19 protein-coding genes are annotated in these 15,301 nt (G+C 60.5%); 9 read left to right on the top strand and 10 right to left on the bottom strand.

The genetic code is table 11. The features are described from left to right. Position 1: 1 nt before the first annotated feature. The 5 genes from E8M77_RS20210 to E8M77_RS20185 form a co-directional block, all read right to left on the bottom strand. The gene (locus E8M77_RS20210) at positions 2-709 is read right to left on the bottom strand and encodes an HAD family hydrolase (RefSeq protein ID WP_137132421.1); all 708 of its coding nucleotides are present in this window, start codon (positions 707-709) and stop codon (positions 2-4) included. A 95-nt stretch (positions 710-804) separates the two neighbouring features. Beyond that, positions 805-1,173: a DUF305 domain-containing protein gene (locus E8M77_RS20205; RefSeq protein WP_137132420.1), complete on the bottom strand. Its 369-nt coding sequence runs from the start codon at positions 1,171-1,173 to the stop codon at positions 805-807. A gap of 54 nt (positions 1,174-1,227) precedes the next feature. Continuing rightward, positions 1,228-1,596 carry a hypothetical protein gene (locus E8M77_RS20200; protein WP_137132419.1) on the bottom strand — a complete coding sequence of 123 codons (369 nt, stop codon included), beginning with the start codon at positions 1,594-1,596 and terminating at the stop codon, positions 1,228-1,230. An 88-nt stretch (positions 1,597-1,684) separates the two neighbouring features. Next, on the bottom strand, positions 1,685-2,440 hold the full coding sequence (locus tag E8M77_RS20195; RefSeq protein WP_137132418.1) for a hypothetical protein: 756 nt from the start codon (positions 2,438-2,440) through the stop codon (positions 1,685-1,687). Positions 2,441-2,727: 287 nt separating this feature from the next. Then, positions 2,728-2,907 (bottom strand): hypothetical protein, encoded by a 180-nt coding sequence (locus E8M77_RS20185; protein ID WP_137132417.1) that lies wholly within the window; start codon positions 2,905-2,907, stop codon positions 2,728-2,730. Positions 2,908-3,051: 144 nt separating this feature from the next. Between E8M77_RS20185 and hisS the strand changes: the two genes are divergently transcribed. The 4 genes from hisS (at position 3,052) to hisG (ending at position 7,123) form a co-directional block, all read left to right on the top strand. Beyond that, positions 3,052-4,674: a histidine--tRNA ligase gene (gene hisS, locus E8M77_RS20180; protein WP_137132416.1), complete on the top strand. Its 1,623-nt coding sequence runs from the start codon at positions 3,052-3,054 to the stop codon at positions 4,672-4,674. After that, entirely contained in the window at positions 4,674-5,039 is a 366-nt protein-coding gene (locus E8M77_RS20175) for a VOC family protein (protein WP_137132415.1), read from the top strand. Before hisS ends, E8M77_RS20175 begins: the two co-directional genes overlap by 1 nt. 267 nt (positions 5,040-5,306) lie before the next feature. Then, positions 5,307-6,431, top strand: a complete 1,125-nt coding sequence (locus E8M77_RS20165; RefSeq protein WP_137132414.1) for an ATP phosphoribosyltransferase regulatory subunit — start codon at positions 5,307-5,309, stop codon at positions 6,429-6,431. Then, positions 6,428-7,123, top strand: coding sequence for an ATP phosphoribosyltransferase (gene hisG / locus E8M77_RS20160; RefSeq protein ID WP_137132413.1), 696 nt, complete (start codon positions 6,428-6,430; stop codon positions 7,121-7,123). Before E8M77_RS20165 ends, hisG begins: the two co-directional genes overlap by 4 nt. A gap of 302 nt (positions 7,124-7,425) precedes the next feature. Here hisG and E8M77_RS20150 read toward each other — a convergent pair whose 3' ends face one another. Continuing rightward, entirely contained in the window at positions 7,426-7,854 is a 429-nt protein-coding gene (locus tag E8M77_RS20150) for a DoxX family protein (protein WP_137132412.1), read from the bottom strand. 210 nt (positions 7,855-8,064) lie between these two features. Here E8M77_RS20150 and E8M77_RS20145 point away from each other — a divergent pair, with 210 nt between their 5' ends. Further along, positions 8,065-8,373, top strand: a complete 309-nt coding sequence (locus E8M77_RS20145; protein ID WP_137132411.1) for a helix-turn-helix transcriptional regulator — start codon at positions 8,065-8,067, stop codon at positions 8,371-8,373. A gap of 5 nt (positions 8,374-8,378) precedes the next feature. On the opposite strand, the gene E8M77_RS20140 is transcribed toward E8M77_RS20145, so the two are convergent. The 3 genes from E8M77_RS20140 to groES all read right to left on the bottom strand — a co-directional run bounded on the left by E8M77_RS20140 (position 8,379) and on the right by groES (position 10,914). Next, complete coding sequence (locus E8M77_RS20140; RefSeq protein ID WP_137132410.1) at positions 8,379-8,726, bottom strand: type II toxin-antitoxin system RelE/ParE family toxin; 348 nt, start codon at positions 8,724-8,726, stop codon at positions 8,379-8,381. 181 nt (positions 8,727-8,907) lie between these two features. Continuing rightward, positions 8,908-10,548, bottom strand: a complete 1,641-nt coding sequence (gene groL / locus E8M77_RS20135; RefSeq protein WP_137132409.1) for a chaperonin GroEL — start codon at positions 10,546-10,548, stop codon at positions 8,908-8,910. A gap of 69 nt (positions 10,549-10,617) precedes the next feature. Beyond that, entirely contained in the window at positions 10,618-10,914 is a 297-nt protein-coding gene (groES, locus tag E8M77_RS20130; protein ID WP_137132408.1) for a co-chaperone GroES, read from the bottom strand. Positions 10,915-11,091: 177 nt separating this feature from the next. Here groES and chrA point away from each other — a divergent pair, with 177 nt between their 5' ends. The 3 genes from chrA (at position 11,092) to E8M77_RS20115 (ending at position 14,394) form a co-directional block, all read left to right on the top strand. After that, positions 11,092-12,444: a chromate efflux transporter gene (chrA, locus tag E8M77_RS20125; protein ID WP_137132407.1), complete on the top strand. Its 1,353-nt coding sequence runs from the start codon at positions 11,092-11,094 to the stop codon at positions 12,442-12,444. A gap of 106 nt (positions 12,445-12,550) precedes the next feature. Then, positions 12,551-13,399, top strand: a complete 849-nt coding sequence (locus E8M77_RS20120) for a TIGR01459 family HAD-type hydrolase (RefSeq protein ID WP_137132584.1) — start codon at positions 12,551-12,553, stop codon at positions 13,397-13,399. Between the two features lie 14 nt (positions 13,400-13,413). Beyond that, positions 13,414-14,394 carry a bifunctional riboflavin kinase/FAD synthetase gene (locus E8M77_RS20115; protein ID WP_137132406.1) on the top strand — a complete coding sequence of 327 codons (981 nt, stop codon included), beginning with the start codon at positions 13,414-13,416 and terminating at the stop codon, positions 14,392-14,394. A gap of 9 nt (positions 14,395-14,403) precedes the next feature. On the opposite strand, the gene E8M77_RS20110 is transcribed toward E8M77_RS20115, so the two are convergent. Continuing rightward, entirely contained in the window at positions 14,404-14,628 is a 225-nt protein-coding gene (locus E8M77_RS20110) for a DUF1902 domain-containing protein (RefSeq protein ID WP_137132405.1), read from the bottom strand. A gap of 155 nt (positions 14,629-14,783) precedes the next feature. On the opposite strand from E8M77_RS20110, the gene E8M77_RS20105 reads away from it, so the two are divergent. Continuing rightward, positions 14,784-15,020: a BrnA antitoxin family protein gene (locus E8M77_RS20105; protein WP_137132404.1), complete on the top strand. Its 237-nt coding sequence runs from the start codon at positions 14,784-14,786 to the stop codon at positions 15,018-15,020. Positions 15,021-15,301 lie beyond the last annotated feature (281 nt).

The following is a 15,301-nucleotide window of genomic DNA, read 5'->3' as shown; positions in this document are numbered from 1 at the left end:
GCTATCCGCAGATCTCGTCGATCAGCGATGTCAGCGCACCGAGATGAGCAATCTCGCGAAAGCGTGGTGCGGCTGATGGCTTTTCCACATGCTCCAGCACCCATGTGAGTTCATGCGGCACGAACACGCCCCAGGCGCCGGCGGCCAAAGCCGGCACCACATCGGATTTCAGCGAATTGCCCACCATCATGGCCCGTTCCGGCCCTTCGCAATGCTTGCCGAAAATGCGGCGATAGGTGGTGGCGGTTTTGTCGGATACGATCTCCACCGCATCGAAAAAATCACCCAGGCCCGATTGCGCCAGCTTGCGTTCCTGGTCAAACAGGTCGCCCTTGGTGATCAGCACGAGGAAATAGCGGCCACGCAGATCCTCCAGCGCATCGCGCGCATGGGGCAGGCACTCGACCGGATGTGACAGCAGATCCCGCCCGATCGTCAGGATCTCGCCGATCACCTGGGTCGAGACGCGGCCCTCCGTCACCTCCAGCGCCGTCTCGATCATCGACAGGGTAAAGCCCTTGATGCCGAAACCGTAATGGGCAAGGTTGCGCTTTTCCGCCTGCAACAGCCGCTCGGATATATGCTCGCCTTCGGCAAATTCGGCCAGCAGCGCGCGAAAACTCTCTTCCGTCAGCCTGTAATACTGTTCGTTCTGCCACAGCGTATCATCGGCATCAAAGCCGATAACGCTCAAGGGCCGGATGGTCATGTCATCGCCTCCCGTCTTGCCATGCCGCCCAACCTAATGCGTTGATGGTACAATGCAATGGCGTAAACCTGCGCCATTGCCATCGTCAGGAACCACTAGTGTGCGTTCTTGGCCAGCCAGTCGCGCATCATTGCGATCTCGGCCTCCTGGGCGCGGATCACCTCTTCCGCAAGCCTGCGGATTTCAGGGTTCTTGCCGTGCTTCAACTCGATACGGGCCATGTCGATGGCGCCCTGATGATGCGGGATCATCGAGCGGACGAAATCCACATCCGCCTTGCCTGTATAGGCAATCGCCATGTCCTTATGCATGCGGGCGTTTGCCGCCTCGAACTCTTGTGTCGAGGGGGACGTACTGGCACTGGTGGTCGCCGCACCATGGCCCGCATGGGGGTCCTGTGCGGTGGCGGGCAGGGTGAAGATCAGCGCTGCAAGGCAGGCAGCCGAAAGGGTCTTGGCGTACATGAAGGGTCTCCCGTTTTTGACGCGATTGAAAAAGATGAAGGATCTTGTTCGGTGTCAGGCGCGGGGAGGCGGCAGAAGCGGTGCGGCGTGAAGAGCAACCAATGCCGGTACAAGCGCCGGTGCCGGATAGCGGAAGGCGGGCGCCGGCACCTGCTCCAAAACCTGCAATGGCAAAACTGTCGTGCAGGCGCCGCACAGGCTCATAGTGCAGGCGCTTTTCACCGGCTTATCACCGCAACTCGGGCACGGCGTCTGTGCGGCGGTTTCAATCGACATGGAATGGCCGGCATGTGTCTCGCTCGGCTTGTGCTGATGCACCTTGGTCTCGGCCATGCCATGGTGGCCGGTGCCGGACATCGGCAGGGCAAGCGCCGGCATCATCCCTTGCAGGAGCCAGGCGAGAACCATGATGAAAAAGGCCATACGACGCATACCGGCAAATTAGGCCTGTCTCGCCCGAAGGCAAATGAATTATTGGCAATGGGCAGTCGTCGGGCAATGCGCAGCCTGTCTATCCGGCAATCACCTGGTGCACGGCCTGGTAATCCGGGCTTGCCTCGCCAAAGGGCGCCACCGTCCAGGTCCATCGGGATGTGTGATCGGGAATGGCGACGCCGGCCAGAAGGTCGTCTTCTTCCAGTTCCTCGCCGGCCCGGTCCAGCAGGCGATAGGAAATATCCGTCACCAGCGCCCTCTGGCAGGGCAGGCCGGCAAGCCCGTCCAGATGCGCGCGAATGAGCGTCGGCACCACACTTGCGGCCTTGTCCATCCGGCCCTCGCGGCTCAGGCGATCCACCGCGCCCACCTTGATCTGCGACAGGAGATTGGCCGAAACGACCAGATCGAGATAGGGCACCTGGCGCAAGAAGCCGAGCGGTTCCGGCACCGTGCCGGCCAGCGCCTCATCAAGCCCGGATAGATCGCGGTGGATCAGCCGTGTATTCCTCAATCCCTTGAGCACAAGGCCTAAGCGCAGATGCGCCAGATGCACGAGATCAACCAGAACCACCGTATCGAAGGCCTTGGCCAGGGCGGCAATCGGCACGTCGCGCAACAAGCCGGAGCCCAGCACCACGGCAGTGCGCCTTTGCCGCAAACCTTCCATCCGCGACAGGATATGCGCCTTGCTCATTTCCTCATGGGGCGTCCACGCCTCCCGGCAGCGCTTGGCCCGCGCCATAAGACTGATGGAGGAGGCGATATGCGGGCGAAACTGTGCCGGCGTCAGCGGCCAGCTTGCGGCATAATCAAGGGCTTCAAGGATCATGGACTATCGCGATCTTCAGGCGTTGTGAGTTGCGCATCGGTTTACCCCCCTCTGCCCTGCCGGGCATCTCCCCCTCAGGTGGGGAGATCGGAAAGGCGCGGCCGCCAGTTCCCTCGCCAGCCATTGAACTTAGGCGTCTGTCCTGATGGTTGCCGGTTGAATAGAGAACTCGAGTTTGCGGGGCGAAAGCTATGCCGTTCTGCTGATCTCCCCACCTGAGGGGGAGATGCCCGGCAGGGCAGAGGGGGGCGAACTGGCATCGTCGCCGAACTGGAAGGCAATCTAGGTCAACTGCTCGGATGCTCTTCGCGACCTTCCGGGAGATCCTGCGCGAGCTGTTTGCGGGCTATATGCTCGCGGATTGTGTCAAGGATATACTCCTCGACGGTCATGCCGTCTCCGTCGGCCGCCTCGCAGACGAGGGCATATGTCTTGTCAGGCATATCGAACGTAAATTGGTGGTTCATTGCACAACCTCCGTCAGGTCGCCATCTTATCAGGTCACCGCGAACGTCACCAGCCTTCACCCTTGCCGCTTGTGGCTTGATCCTCTAAGAAACCGCTCAAAATTCCGGCCTTTTCTCGATGTGCCGGCGGCAAGGATGACGATCATGAGCGACAAGCAAAAAAAACCGCAGAAACTCAAGGCCCGCCTGCCGCGCGGCTTTGGTGATCGGACCGCCACCGACATCCACGCCACCAATGAAATGGTGGCCAAGATCCGCGAAGTCTATGAGCGCTACGGTTTTGACCCGATCGAGACGCCGCTGTTTGAATATACCGATGCGCTGGGCAAGTTCCTGCCCGATAGCGACCGCCCGAACGAGGGCGTCTTCTCGCTGACCGATGATGACGACCAGTGGATGAGCCTGCGCTATGACCTGACGGCGCCGCTTGCCCGCCATGTGGCGGAAAATTTCAACGAGATCCAGCTGCCCTACCGCACCTATCGCGCCGGCTATGTGTTCCGCAACGAAAAGCCGGGTCCTGGCCGTTTCCGCCAGTTCATGCAGTTCGATGCGGATTCGGTCGGCGCGCCGGGCGTTTCTGCCGATGCCGAAATGTGCATGATGATGGCCGATACGCTGGAAGCGCTCGGCATCAAGCGCGGCGATTATGTGATCCGGGTCAACAACCGCAAGGTTCTCGATGGCGTGATGGAAGCCATTGGCCTCGGCGGCGAGGAGAATGCCGGCCGGCGTCTCAATGTTTTGCGTGCGATCGATAAGCAGGACAAATTTGGGCCTGAAGGAGTGAAACTCTTACTCGGTGAAGGTCGGAAAGATGAAAGCGGTGATTTCACCAAGGGTGCAGGGCTGCAGGGCGAGCAAATAGAAACTGTTATGCGCTTGTTCACCTCTGATGATGGACAAAGCGGAGATTTTTTCCGTGTTATGGATCCTAGGCAGGTCTTGGATACGGATGCTGTTATCAGATTCGAGGGTAACAACCTACCTCACGTTGTTGGCAACCCGTCCGTACTTGATATCCTTGAAGAAAATTTTCCTGACCAACCCACCTTCCTTGCCGGTATTTCTGAGCTTCGTACGATAAGCCAGATCGTAAGGTCTGCAGGTTATGGAACGCAGCAAATTAGAATTAGTCCCTCCGTCGTCCGTGGCCTCGAATACTACACCGGCCCCGTCTACGAAGCCGAACTCACCTTCGACGTGACCAATGAAAAGGGCGAAAAGGTCGTTTTCGGTTCGGTCGGCGGCGGCGGTCGGTATGATGGCCTCGTCTCCCGCTTCATGGGCCAGCCGGTGCCGGCCACGGGTTTCTCCATCGGTGTGTCGCGCCTGATGACGGCGCTGAAAAACCTCGGCAAGCTGGGGCAGGACGAGGTTCTGGCGCCGGTGCTCGTTACCGTCATGGATGGCGATGTGGAGGCCATGGGCCGCTACCAGCGCTTTGCGCAGGCGCTGCGCAACGAAGGCATCCGCGCCGAAATGTACCAGGGCAACTGGAAGAAATTCGGCAACCAGCTGAAATATGCCGATCGTCGCGGCTCGCCGATTGCCATCATCCAGGGCGGCGATGAGCGCGCCAATGGTGAGGTGCAGATCAAGGATCTCATCGAGGGCAAGCGGCTTTCCGGCGAAATCACCGACAATGCCGAATGGCGCGAGGCCCGCGTCGCGCAGGTCGTCGTGCCGGAGACGGAGCTTGTGGCGAAGGTCAAGGAAATCATGGCTGCCCAGGCGGAAGACCGTCGCCGGGCGAAGGATGTGTGATGGCTCTTCTGGCGCTTCATCATGTTCAGCTTGCCATGCCGGCTGGTGGTGAAGACCAGGCGCGTGCCTTCTACCGCGATCTGCTCGGGCTGGTCGAAGTGGCAAAGCCGGCCAATCTGGCGCGGCGCGGTGGATGCTGGTTCGAGAAAGCCGGTATTCGCATCCATCTCGGAGTGGAAGCTGATTTTCGGGCCGCTCGCAAGGCGCATCCGGCTTTGCTGGTCGATGACCTTGCCGATCTGGCAGCAAAGGCCACTGCCGCAGGCTATGAAATCGCTGCGGATGAGCCGCTGGTAGGGTTTGAAAGGGTGTATGTTTACGATCCTTTCGGCAACCGGTTGGAACTGATGCAAGCAGTCGTTTGAGTGAGCCATGATTGATATGATGCCAAGCCTTTACCCCCCTCTGCCCTGCCGGGCATCTCCCCCTCAAGGGGGGAGATCGACGTGTGGCGAGCGCCGCGAACTCCCTCTGATCTCCCCCCTTGATGGGGAGATGTCACGAAGGTTCGCAGAACGAGCGGGGTATTGGGGCGCTAGATTGGTACTGAGCGCTTGCTCCAAGTCTTCTCCCCCCTTGTGGGGGAGATGGCCGGCAGGCCAGAGAGGGTATTTTATCCAAGGCCTTTCCCCATGCCCCTGATCGACATGCCTGATTTTGCCTCCGCGATCCTTGCCGAATTTGCCACGCGCAACACCACGCGGGTGGATACGCCGGTGATCCAGCCGGCCGAACCCTTTCTCGACATGGCCGGCGAGGATCTGCGCCGCCGCATTTTCCTCACCGAAAACGAGCGGGGGGAGAGCCTGTGTCTTCGCCCGGAATTCACCATTCCCGTCTGTCTGCGCCATATCGAAACGGCCACCGGCACGCCGAAGCGCTATGCCTATCTCGGCGAAGTGTTTCGCCAGCGCCGCGAGGGCGCCAATGAGTTCTATCAGGCCGGCATCGAGGATCTGGGCGATAAGGACGCGGCAAATGCCGATGCCCGCATCGTGGCCGATGCGCTCGCCTGCCTGCAAACCGTGCTGCCCGCCCGTGCCTTTGCCGTCACCATCGGTGACCAGGCGGTGTTCGAGGCCGTGGTTGCAGCGCTTGGCCTTCCCACCGGCTGGCAGCGGCGCCTGGTGCGCGCCTTTGGCCAGACGGACCTGCTCGAAGCCATGATCGCGCGGCTTGCCAGCCCGCAAGCCGTCACCGGCCTGTCTCCGGACGTGGAACGCATGCTGGAGACCGGCGACGAGGCTGGCGTCGTGGCACATCTGACCGCGGAAATGGAACGCACCGGCACACTCACCAATGCCAGCCGCACGCCGGCGGAAATCGTCCGGCGGCTCCGGGAAAAGCGCCTGCTCGCCGGGGCTTCGCTGGACAGAGCCAAGCTTGATGCGCTGAAGGAGTTTCTCTCCATCAACGTCTCGCTGCGCTATGCGCCGGGCGTTCTTGCCGATTTCGCCCGCTCCGCCGGCCTGCCGCTGGACAAAGCGATCGAGGGTTTTGATGCGCGTGTGGCAGCCCTTCGCGATGCCGGCGCGTCACTTGCCGATATCACCTGGCGGGCCGCCTTTGGCCGACCGCTGGATTATTATACCGGCCTCGTGTTTGAAGTGACGGTGCGCGGCGAGCATGCGGTTCTGGCCGGCGGCGGACGTTATGATCGCATGCTGACGCTGCTGGGCGCCAAGGATCATATCCCGGCCGTCGGCTTTTCCATGTGGCTGGATCGCATCCAGAAGGCGAAGGAGGCTCAGCGATGACCATTACCATCGGGCTGCCCTCCAAGGGCCGCATGAAGGAAGATGCCTCGGCGGTTTTCGAGCGGGCCGGCATGAAGATCGTCGCCGTCGGCAATGATCGCTCCTATCGCGGCCGCGTCGAAGGCTTTGACGATGTGGAAGTCGCCTTCCTCTCGGCCTCGGAAATCTCGCGTGAGATCGGCAATGGCACGGTGGATTTCGGCGTGACCGGCGAGGACCTGATCCGCGAAGGCCTGGGCGATGCCGATGCGCGTGTGGAGATTGCCGCGCGGCTCGGCTTTGGCCATGCCGATGTCGTGGTTGCCGTGCCGGAGATCTGGCTCGACGTGGAAACCATGGCCGATCTGGGCGATGTGGCGGCGGAATTTCGCGCCCGCCATGGGCGTCGTCTGGCGATTGCCACGAAATACTGGCGGCTGACCCAGCAGCATTTTTCGTCGCAACACGGCATCCAGCTCTATCGCATTGTTGAAAGCTTAGGCGCCACGGAAGGCGCACCGGCGGCCGGCCAGGCGGATATCATCGTCGATATCACCTCCACCGGCTCGACGCTGGTTGCCAACCATCTGAAGGTCCTGTCGGATGGCGTCATCCTGCGCTCGGAAGCTTGCCTGGTCAGGGCCCGCAAGCCGGAGCACGAGGGCAATGTGACGGTAGCGAAAATTGTCGAAGCGGTGCGCGGCGCGCTGTGAGGCTCTCGTTCAGCTTTTCCATCTGAACCCCCCTCTGTCCTGCCGGACATCTCCCCCTCAAGGGGGGAGATCAGCATAACGACTGCCCGCTCGAACCTCTCCAAACTGGCATGGCCCCTATTGAAAGCCCCGATGCCGGGGCGATGCGCGAGCGACGAGTCGATCTCCCCCCTTGAGGGGGAGATGGCCGGCAGGCCAGAGGGGGGCCGGCAAAATGCAAGGCCTGACGAAAAGCTAGACACAAAAAACCCGCCGGATCGCTCCGGCGGGTTTTTCGTTTGCCCTTGAGGGGGCAGGGGATATCAGGCGCGGCGGGCGTCCACCGAGAAGGCGCCGGCGCCAACGGTGGCGAGCAGGATATAGGCGCCAGCCAGCGTGATGTTCTTCATCATCATGATGCTGTTCAGCGTGTTGATCCAGCCGAGTGCGGCATCCGGCCAGCCGGGAACGGCAACCGTGCCGGAATGGAAAACGAGACCGGTGAACACACAGAAGGCAGCCAGTGCCCAGCCGACGATCTTCACCTGGAAGCCGACGAGAACGGCAAGGCCGGTGACCAGTTCAAACAGGCCGGCGAGATAGGCAAGGGCCGTGGCGGCAGGCAGGCCAGCGCCGGTGATCATGCCGGCCGTGCCGGCCGGGTCCATCAGCTTGCTGAAACCGGACATGATGAAGATGAAGGACAGAAGAATACGGGCAACCAGAAGGATTGCATTATTGGTGGTCGACATGGAAAGTCTCCGGGGCGTTGGCCAGATGGCGTTAACGTTCTGGCAACACATATGCGCCGAATTGTCGCGCCGCGAAAGATGAACAATAGACGACGCATTGTTCAATATTGGTGAACGAGTGAGTTGCCGGCAGCGCAATCGCGGCCGGCGCGTTGACTTTCAAGCCTGATCAGTCATTTATACGTAAATCCGTATAATGGGATGCGTCGCGTGGACAGACTGGCCTACGACAATATTTTCGAATCCATCACGGATGACCCGGCGGAAGCGGCGGATCTGGCATTTCGGGCCGATTTGGTGTCAACCATGGTCGATCTGATCGAGGATAATGGTTGGAGCCCGTCGCAGGTGGCCGGCATCCTGGATGTTCCCCAGCCACGGGTGAGCGAACTCATGCGCGGCAAGATTCATCTCTTTTCCTCGGATAAATTGATTGGCTATGCCGCGAAGCTGGGCGTGCGCTTCAAGCCGTCCTATGCTGATCACAAAGTGATCTGCGAAGTCTTCATCGCTGGCTGAGAATGTCAGCGACGCGGCACCTGCCAGGTCTTGGCCATCAAGGCTTTGTAACGTTGCACGACGGTTGCCATCGCCTTGCAGTCCACGCCATTCGTTGTTTTCGTAAATGCGTGCAGGATGAAGACCGTATCGAGATACTTGGCGCAGTAGACGGCCCGGTAGGCCTGCGTGCTGTTTTCGATGAGTTCGATCACCCCGCTGCCAATGCCTTCCAGATGTTTGAAATCTGACAGGGGCCGCTTGCCGTTTGGTACACGGTGAAGGTCATTGAGGAATTGAATCTGAATCTGAATCTCTTTCGGCAGGCCGAGCAAGGCCTTCTTTGCCGAAGAATTGATATATTCGATCTTCATATCGCCAAACCAACACCACCCAAGGTAGAGAGTGCGTGCTGCTATCTCGTCTGGCAAGAGCGTCTCTGCGCGGCCGATGAAAATCAGAATTGTGGGCTACCCCACGCAAAAAGGGCGCCGGTTGCCCGACGCCCTTTCCTTAAACCTGAACCGGATGGCCCAGATGTTCGACCCGAAGGTCTTACATCATGTCCATGCCGCCCATTCCGCCCATGCCGCCCGGCATGCCGCCAGCGGCTTCCTTCTTCGGCAGTTCGGCAATCATGGCTTCCGTGGTGATCAACAGCGAAGCAACCGAAGCTGCGTTCTGCAGGGCTGTGCGAACAACCTTGACCGGATCGACGATACCCATGGCGATCATGTCGCCATATTCCGACGTCTGGGCATTGTAGCCCCAGTTGTCGTTGTCCTTGTCGAGGATCTTGCCAACAACGATGGAGGCTTCGTCACCTGCGTTTTCAGCGATCTGGCGAACCAGCGACTGCAGGGCGCGGCGAACGATGTTGATGCCGGCTTCCTGGTCGTCGTTTACACCCTTGACGGTGATCTTCGTCGAAGAGCGCAGGAGAGCGGTACCGCCGCCGGGGACGATGCCTTCCTGAACGGCAGCGCGCGTTGCGTTCAGCGCGTCGTCGATGCGGTCCTTGCGTTCCTTGACTTCGATTTCCGTCGAGCCGCCAACGCGGATCACGGCAACGCCGCCAGCGAGCTTGGCAAGACGTTCCTGCAGCTTTTCGCGGTCGTAGTCAGACGTGGTTTCTTCGATCTGGGCCTTGATCTGGGCAACGCGGCCTTCGATGTCGACCTTCTGGCCGTTACCATCGACGATCGTGGTGTTTTCCTTGGTGATCGAGACCTTCTTGGCGCGGCCGAGCATGTCGAGCGTGACATTTTCGAGCTTGATGCCGATATCTTCCGAAATCACGGTACCACCGGTCAGGATGGCGATGTCTTCCAGCATGGCCTTGCGGCGATCGCCGAAGCCAGGCGCCTTGACGGCAGCAATCTTCAGGCCGCCACGCAGCTTGTTGACGACGAGCGTTGCAAGAGCTTCGCCTTCAACGTCTTCAGCGATGATGACGAGCGGCTTGCCGGTCTGAACGACAGCTTCGAGAACCGGCAGCATAGCCTGGAGGTTCGAAAGCTTCTTTTCGTGCAGCAGGATGAAAGCGTCTTCCAGGTCAGCAACCATCTTTTCAGGGTTGGTGACGAAGTAAGGCGACAGGTAGCCGCGGTCGAACTGCATGCCTTCAACGACTTCGAGTTCGGTTTCGGCAGTCTTGGCTTCTTCGACGGTGATAACACCTTCGTTGCCAACCTTCTGCATGGCTTCAGCAATGTCACGGCCAACCTGTGCGTCGCCGTTTGCCGAAATCGTGCCAACCTGGGCAACTTCTTCAGAGGTGGAGATCTTCTTGGCCTTGGCCTGGAGATCCTTCACGACTTCAGCAACAGCCAGATCGATGCCGCGCTTCAGGTCCATCGGGTTCATGCCGGCAGCAACAGCCTTGTTGCCTTCGCGAACGATAGCCTGGGCCAGAACCGTTGCCGTCGTGGTGCCGTCACCAGCGATGTCATTGGTCTTGGAAGCCACTTCGCGCACCATCTGGGCGCCCATGTTTTCGAACTTGTCTTCCAGTTCGATTTCCTTGGCGACCGATACGCCGTCCTTGGTGATGCGCGGTGCGCCGAAGGACTTGTCGATGATGACGTTGCGACCCTTCGGGCCGAGCGTTACCTTTACTGCGTCTGCGAGGATATCGACGCCGCGCAGCATCTTCTCGCGCGCAGTACGGCCGAACTTGATTTCTTTAGCTGCCATGTTCAAAACTCCCGGGCATCACGCCCTTTGGTTGAATTGATAATCGGATGGAAAGATCGGACTGAAAAATCAGCCGATGATGCCCATGATGTCGGCTTCCTTCATGATCAGAAGGTCTTCGCCGTCGAGCTTTACTTCCGTGCCCGACCACTTGCCGAACAGAACGCGGTCGCCGACCTTCACGTCGAGAGCGACGATCTTGCCGCTGTCGTCACGTGCGCCGGAACCGACGGCGACGATTTCGCCTTCCTGCGGCTTTTCCTTAGCGGTGTCGGGAATGATGATGCCGCCCTTGGTCTTGGCTTCGGATTCAACGCGACGAACGACGACGCGGTCGTGAAGCGGACGGAAATTGGTGCTTGCCATTGTCTAATCCCTCGATCAAATGACCTTTACGAGCTTTAAGGATACCCGTGTCCCTGTTGTTAGCACTCACTCTTCAGGAGTGCTAACGAGGTTTGAGATAGGACTGGCCACGGGGCGAGTCAAGAATGGCGGCAAAATTTTCCCGAAGAAGGGGGCCTCGTGTCGAGCATGGTTAAAATGCCCGCGACTACGCCGGCGCCTTCGTTAACGACAGAAGACGCTTCCCCAAGCTTTGCCGAAATGACCGCAGCCTTTGCCCGCATCGGCCTCCTCTCCTTTGGCGGGCCGGCCGCCCAGATTGCCCTGATGCATCGCATCTGCGTGGAGGAAAAGCGCTGGATCCGCGAGGATCGCTATCTGCATGCGCTGAACTACTGCATGCTTCTGCCCGGACCGGAAGCCCAGCAGCTTGCCACCTATATCGGCTGGCTGCTGCATGGCGTGCGCGGCGGCATGGTGGCCGGCCTGCTTTTCGTGCTGCCGGGGCTTGCCGTCATCATCGGCCTTTCAACACTCTATGCGCTCTATCAGGATGCCGGCTGGCTCGCCGGCCTGTTCTTCGGCTTGAAGGCGGCGGTGCTGACCATTGTGGTGGAAGCCGTGCTGCGTCTGTCGCGGCGCACGCTCAAGGATCGCTTCCATGTTCTGGTGGCCGTCACCGCCTTTCTGGCACTTTTCGTTCTGGCGCTGCCGTTTCCGCTCGTCGTGCTGGTGGCAGGGTTTGCCGGTTTCTGGCGTGCAAGGCGCAGAGGCCATGATGCTCCGGCTGTGCCGGCAGCGGTTCTGTCGCGGCCACCCTGGTGGCGCTCGCTTGCCGCGCTAGCCTTCTGGCTCCTCGTCTGGCAGGCACCCTATCTGGTCCTCCTTTCCATTGCCGGGGCAGAAAGCCTTGCCAGCATGTTTGCCTTCTTCTCGCAGATGGCGCTCGTCACCTTTGGCGGCGCCTATGCGGTTTTAGCCTATGTGGCGCAGGTCGCCGTGCAGGATTATGGCTGGCTGAGACCCGGCGAAATGCTGGACGGGCTGGCGCTGGCTGAAACCACGCCCGGCCCGCTGGTGCTGGTGCTCTCCTATGTCGGCTATCTCGTCGGTTTCAGAACCGTATCCGGCATCGATCCGGTGCTGGGTGGCGTGATCGGTGCCGTGCTCACGGCCTGGGCCACCTTTGTGCCCAGCTTCATCTGGATCTTTGCCGGCGCCCCCTATATCGAGCGGCTGCGGGGAAGGCCTGCCATTTCGGCGGGTCTTTCGGCCATCACAGCGGCCGTCGTCGGGGTCATTGCCAATCTGGCCCTGTGGTTTGGCCTGCATGTGCTGTTCGGTGAGGTTCGCCGCATGCCGTTCCTGTCGGCCTGGACGGGTGAGGGCGCACCCGGCCTCTGGTGGCCTGAGCCTGCCTCGCTGGATCCGGCAGCGCTTGCGCTCTTTCTCCTGTCCGCCTGGCTTTTGCTGCGGCTGAATGTTGGCATGGTCAAGGTGCTCGGTCTCTGCGCGCTTCTTGGCCTTGGCTGGCGGCTTGCCGACCTCTGATCGGTCTCTGGTCGGCGGCATTTGCGCGCTTGCCGCCTGAATTTCCTTGCCAAGGCCGGGTGGCTTTGCCATGTCAGCGCAAGTTCTCAATGGATATCGGATGAGCATGGCAGACCGCATCAACAATCTCAGCGCAATCACCGCAGGCTATGAACTCGTGCTGACGGATGTATGGGGCGTGCTGCACAATGGCATCGATGCCTTTCCGGATGCCTGCACGGCGCTCACCGAGGCGCGCAGGGCAGGGCTTGCCGTCGTGCTCATCACCAATTCGCCGCGCCCGGCCCCCGGCGTCATCGACCAGTTGCGGGCGATCGGCGTGCCGGACGAGGCCTATGACCGCATCGTCACTTCCGGCGATGTGACGCGCAAGCTGATTGCCGAAGGCCCCAAGCGCGTCTTCCTGCTTGGCCCGGAACGCGACATGCCGCTGTTTGAAGGCCTCGATGTGGATGTGACGAGCGAATACGACGCCGACGCCATTGTCTGCACCGGCTTTTTCGACGATGAAAAGGACGTGCCGGAAGATTATCGCGACATGCTGACCCGCTTTATCGAAAAGGGTGCGCCGCTCATCTGCGCCAATCCGGATCTGGTGGTCGAGCGCGGCCATCGCATCATTCCCTGCGCCGGCGCCGTGGCGGCCTATTTCGACCAGCTGGGCGGCAGCACGCGCATTGCCGGCAAGCCGCATCGGCCGATCTATGAGGCAGCTCTGTCTGCCGCACGCGAGGTGAAGGGCGAAATCGATCTGGCAAAAATCATCGCTGTCGGCGATGGCATGCCGACGGATGTGAAGGGCGCGCTCAGCTACGGGCTCGATCTCCTCTATATATCCGGCGGCATTCATGCAGCCGAATACACGGTGAACGGCGAAACGGATGAAGCCATCCTCAACGCCTATCTGAAGCGCGAAGCGGCAACACCCAAGTGGTGGATGCCACGTCTCGCCTGACGGACTGATCTGCCATGACCGTATTCCACCGCAACGAAAAAAGGGAACCACTGCCGGCCGCATTGCAGGGCGGCGTGGTGGCCATCGGCAATTTCGACGGCGTGCATCGCGGTCATCGCAGCGTTCTGGAACGCGCGCTGGCGCTGGCTTCCGAGCGCGGCGTGCCGGCGCTGGTTTTAACCTTCGAGCCGCATCCGCGCACGGTCTTCCGGCCTGACCAACCGGTCTTTCGCCTCACACCGGCGCCGGTCAAGGCGCGGCTGTTTGAGGCGCTCGGCTTCCATTCCGTTATCGAATATCCGTTCGATACGCAGTTCTCGCAGCGCTCGGCGGAAGATTTCGTGCAATCGGTTCTGGCCGATTGGCTGAAGGCAAGCGCCGTCGTTACCGGCTTTGATTTCCACTTCGGCCGTGGCCGGGAAGGCGGTCCGGCCTTCCTAATGGAGGCTGGCCGTCGCCACGGGTTTGATGTGTCGCTGATCGATGCCTTCCGCGATGAAAATGCCGAAGTCATCTCGTCCAGCCGCATTCGCACGCTTCTGGCGGATGGCAATGTCACCGAGGCCGCCGGCCTGCTCGGCTATCGCTATACGGTGGAGGCAGAGGTGATCGGCGGCGAAAAACTGGGCCGCACGCTTGGCTATCCGACCGCCAATATGCGCCTTGTGCCGGAAACGGAGCTGAAGGCCGGCATTTATGCCGTGCGTTTCCGCCGGCCCGATGGCTCGCTTCATGATGGCGTTGCAAGCTATGGCCGGCGCCCGACGGTGACGGAAAACGGCGCGCCGCTTCTGGAGACCTTTCTTTTCGATTTCTCCGGCAGCCTTTATGGCGAAGTCTCGTCGGTTTCCTTTTTCGGCTATCTGCGGCCGGAGCTGAAATTCGACGGGCTCGATCCGCTGGTGGTGCAGATGAAGCGCGATGAGGAGGAGGCCCGCGCGCTGCTCTCCGGCGTCCAGCCGCTCAGCGACGTGGATGCCCGGATGTCGTTCTGATTCTGCTCGTCACACCCGCGTGTCGGATCCTGCATCCTTGAGGATCGCGTTTGCGAGATCGTCCGTCGATATGTGATTGGCGACGATCAGTTCGATCGCTGCATCAAGCATGACCTCTTCGAATTCTTCGATGGTCGAGGCTTCAATATGCAGTCCGTCAATGTCGCTTTCGCTATAGAAGACATGAGCCTCGTCATCCCAATGAGCCTTCACGGAATAGGCGCGCTTGGTCATTTGCCGCTCCAATCATCTCTCCACATCAGGATGGAACGGAACCGGTGAATTCGAAAGCGCCTTCCGATGCACGCCTCAACCGGCTTGACGCTCAAGCCGCATTGGCGCCTATTGCAGACAGACCAAATCACCCCACAGAGCAGGAATGATCACCGATGGCCATCACGCCGCGCCGCCCCGTGAACCCCAAGGATGCCGCCGAGGCGCTGTTCAAGCCGATGAAAAAGCCGGCCGCACCTGCCGTGGAACGGCGCTCTGCCCCGGATGTCAAGGAACTGGTGACGATCAAGCTGGATAGCGCTGTGCTCGAACATTTCCAGAAGGACGGGCCGGGCTGGCAGGAGCGCATCAACGATGCCCTGCGCGCCGTCGTTCAGGCAGACCTGGGGTGAGCGGCCAGGGGGCAAGGCCAAGGACGTTGGCCTATGCGTGTGTGGTGCACCCCCCTCTGTCCTGCCGGACATCTCCCCCTCATGTGGGGAGATCGACCCGCAGCTGACGCTCGGCCCCATATCATGCCTTGAGCAAGACCTATTCCAAGCGGTGGCTGGCGGATACAAGCAGCGGCAAAGTTAAAGCGAGCGGGTGCGCCCATCCGATCTCCCTCCTTGAGGGGGAGATGTCCGGCAGGACAGAGGGGGGTAATGCCGGAGACATCGTTCTCGCGGTCCTC

Source organism: Rhizobium sp. FY34 (genome assembly GCF_005222845.1).
GTDB lineage: Bacteria > Pseudomonadota > Alphaproteobacteria > Rhizobiales > Rhizobiaceae > Neorhizobium.
Note: the sequence above shows the minus strand (reverse complement) of the source record. Positions and strands in the feature narration are given on the sequence as shown.

Coding starts and splice junctions, on each gene's coding strand:
- E8M77_RS20210 (WP_137132421.1), bottom strand. CDS start 709: ATGACCATCCGGCCCTTGAGCGTTATCGGCTTTGATGCCGATGATACG.
- E8M77_RS20205 (WP_137132420.1), bottom strand. CDS start 1,173: ATGTACGCCAAGACCCTTTCGGCTGCCTGCCTTGCAGCGCTGATCTTC.
- E8M77_RS20200 (WP_137132419.1), bottom strand. CDS start 1,596: ATGGCCTTTTTCATCATGGTTCTCGCCTGGCTCCTGCAAGGGATGATG.
- E8M77_RS20195 (WP_137132418.1), bottom strand. CDS start 2,440: ATGATCCTTGAAGCCCTTGATTATGCCGCAAGCTGGCCGCTGACGCCG.
- E8M77_RS20185 (WP_137132417.1), bottom strand. CDS start 2,907: ATGAACCACCAATTTACGTTCGATATGCCTGACAAGACATATGCCCTC.
- hisS (WP_137132416.1), top strand. CDS start 3,052: ATGAGCGACAAGCAAAAAAAACCGCAGAAACTCAAGGCCCGCCTGCCG.
- E8M77_RS20175 (WP_137132415.1), top strand. CDS start 4,674: ATGGCTCTTCTGGCGCTTCATCATGTTCAGCTTGCCATGCCGGCTGGT.
- E8M77_RS20165 (WP_137132414.1), top strand. CDS start 5,307: ATGCCCCTGATCGACATGCCTGATTTTGCCTCCGCGATCCTTGCCGAA.
- hisG (WP_137132413.1), top strand. CDS start 6,428: ATGACCATTACCATCGGGCTGCCCTCCAAGGGCCGCATGAAGGAAGAT.
- E8M77_RS20150 (WP_137132412.1), bottom strand. CDS start 7,854: ATGTCGACCACCAATAATGCAATCCTTCTGGTTGCCCGTATTCTTCTG.
- E8M77_RS20140 (WP_137132410.1), bottom strand. CDS start 8,726: ATGAAGATCGAATATATCAATTCTTCGGCAAAGAAGGCCTTGCTCGGC.
- groL (WP_137132409.1), bottom strand. CDS start 10,548: ATGGCAGCTAAAGAAATCAAGTTCGGCCGTACTGCGCGCGAGAAGATG.
- groES (WP_137132408.1), bottom strand. CDS start 10,914: ATGGCAAGCACCAATTTCCGTCCGCTTCACGACCGCGTCGTCGTTCGT.
- chrA (WP_137132407.1), top strand. CDS start 11,092: ATGCCCGCGACTACGCCGGCGCCTTCGTTAACGACAGAAGACGCTTCC.
- E8M77_RS20120 (WP_137132584.1), top strand. CDS start 12,551: ATGGCAGACCGCATCAACAATCTCAGCGCAATCACCGCAGGCTATGAA.
- E8M77_RS20115 (WP_137132406.1), top strand. CDS start 13,414: ATGACCGTATTCCACCGCAACGAAAAAAGGGAACCACTGCCGGCCGCA.
- E8M77_RS20110 (WP_137132405.1), bottom strand. CDS start 14,628: ATGACCAAGCGCGCCTATTCCGTGAAGGCTCATTGGGATGACGAGGCT.
- E8M77_RS20105 (WP_137132404.1), top strand. CDS start 14,784: ATGGCCATCACGCCGCGCCGCCCCGTGAACCCCAAGGATGCCGCCGAG.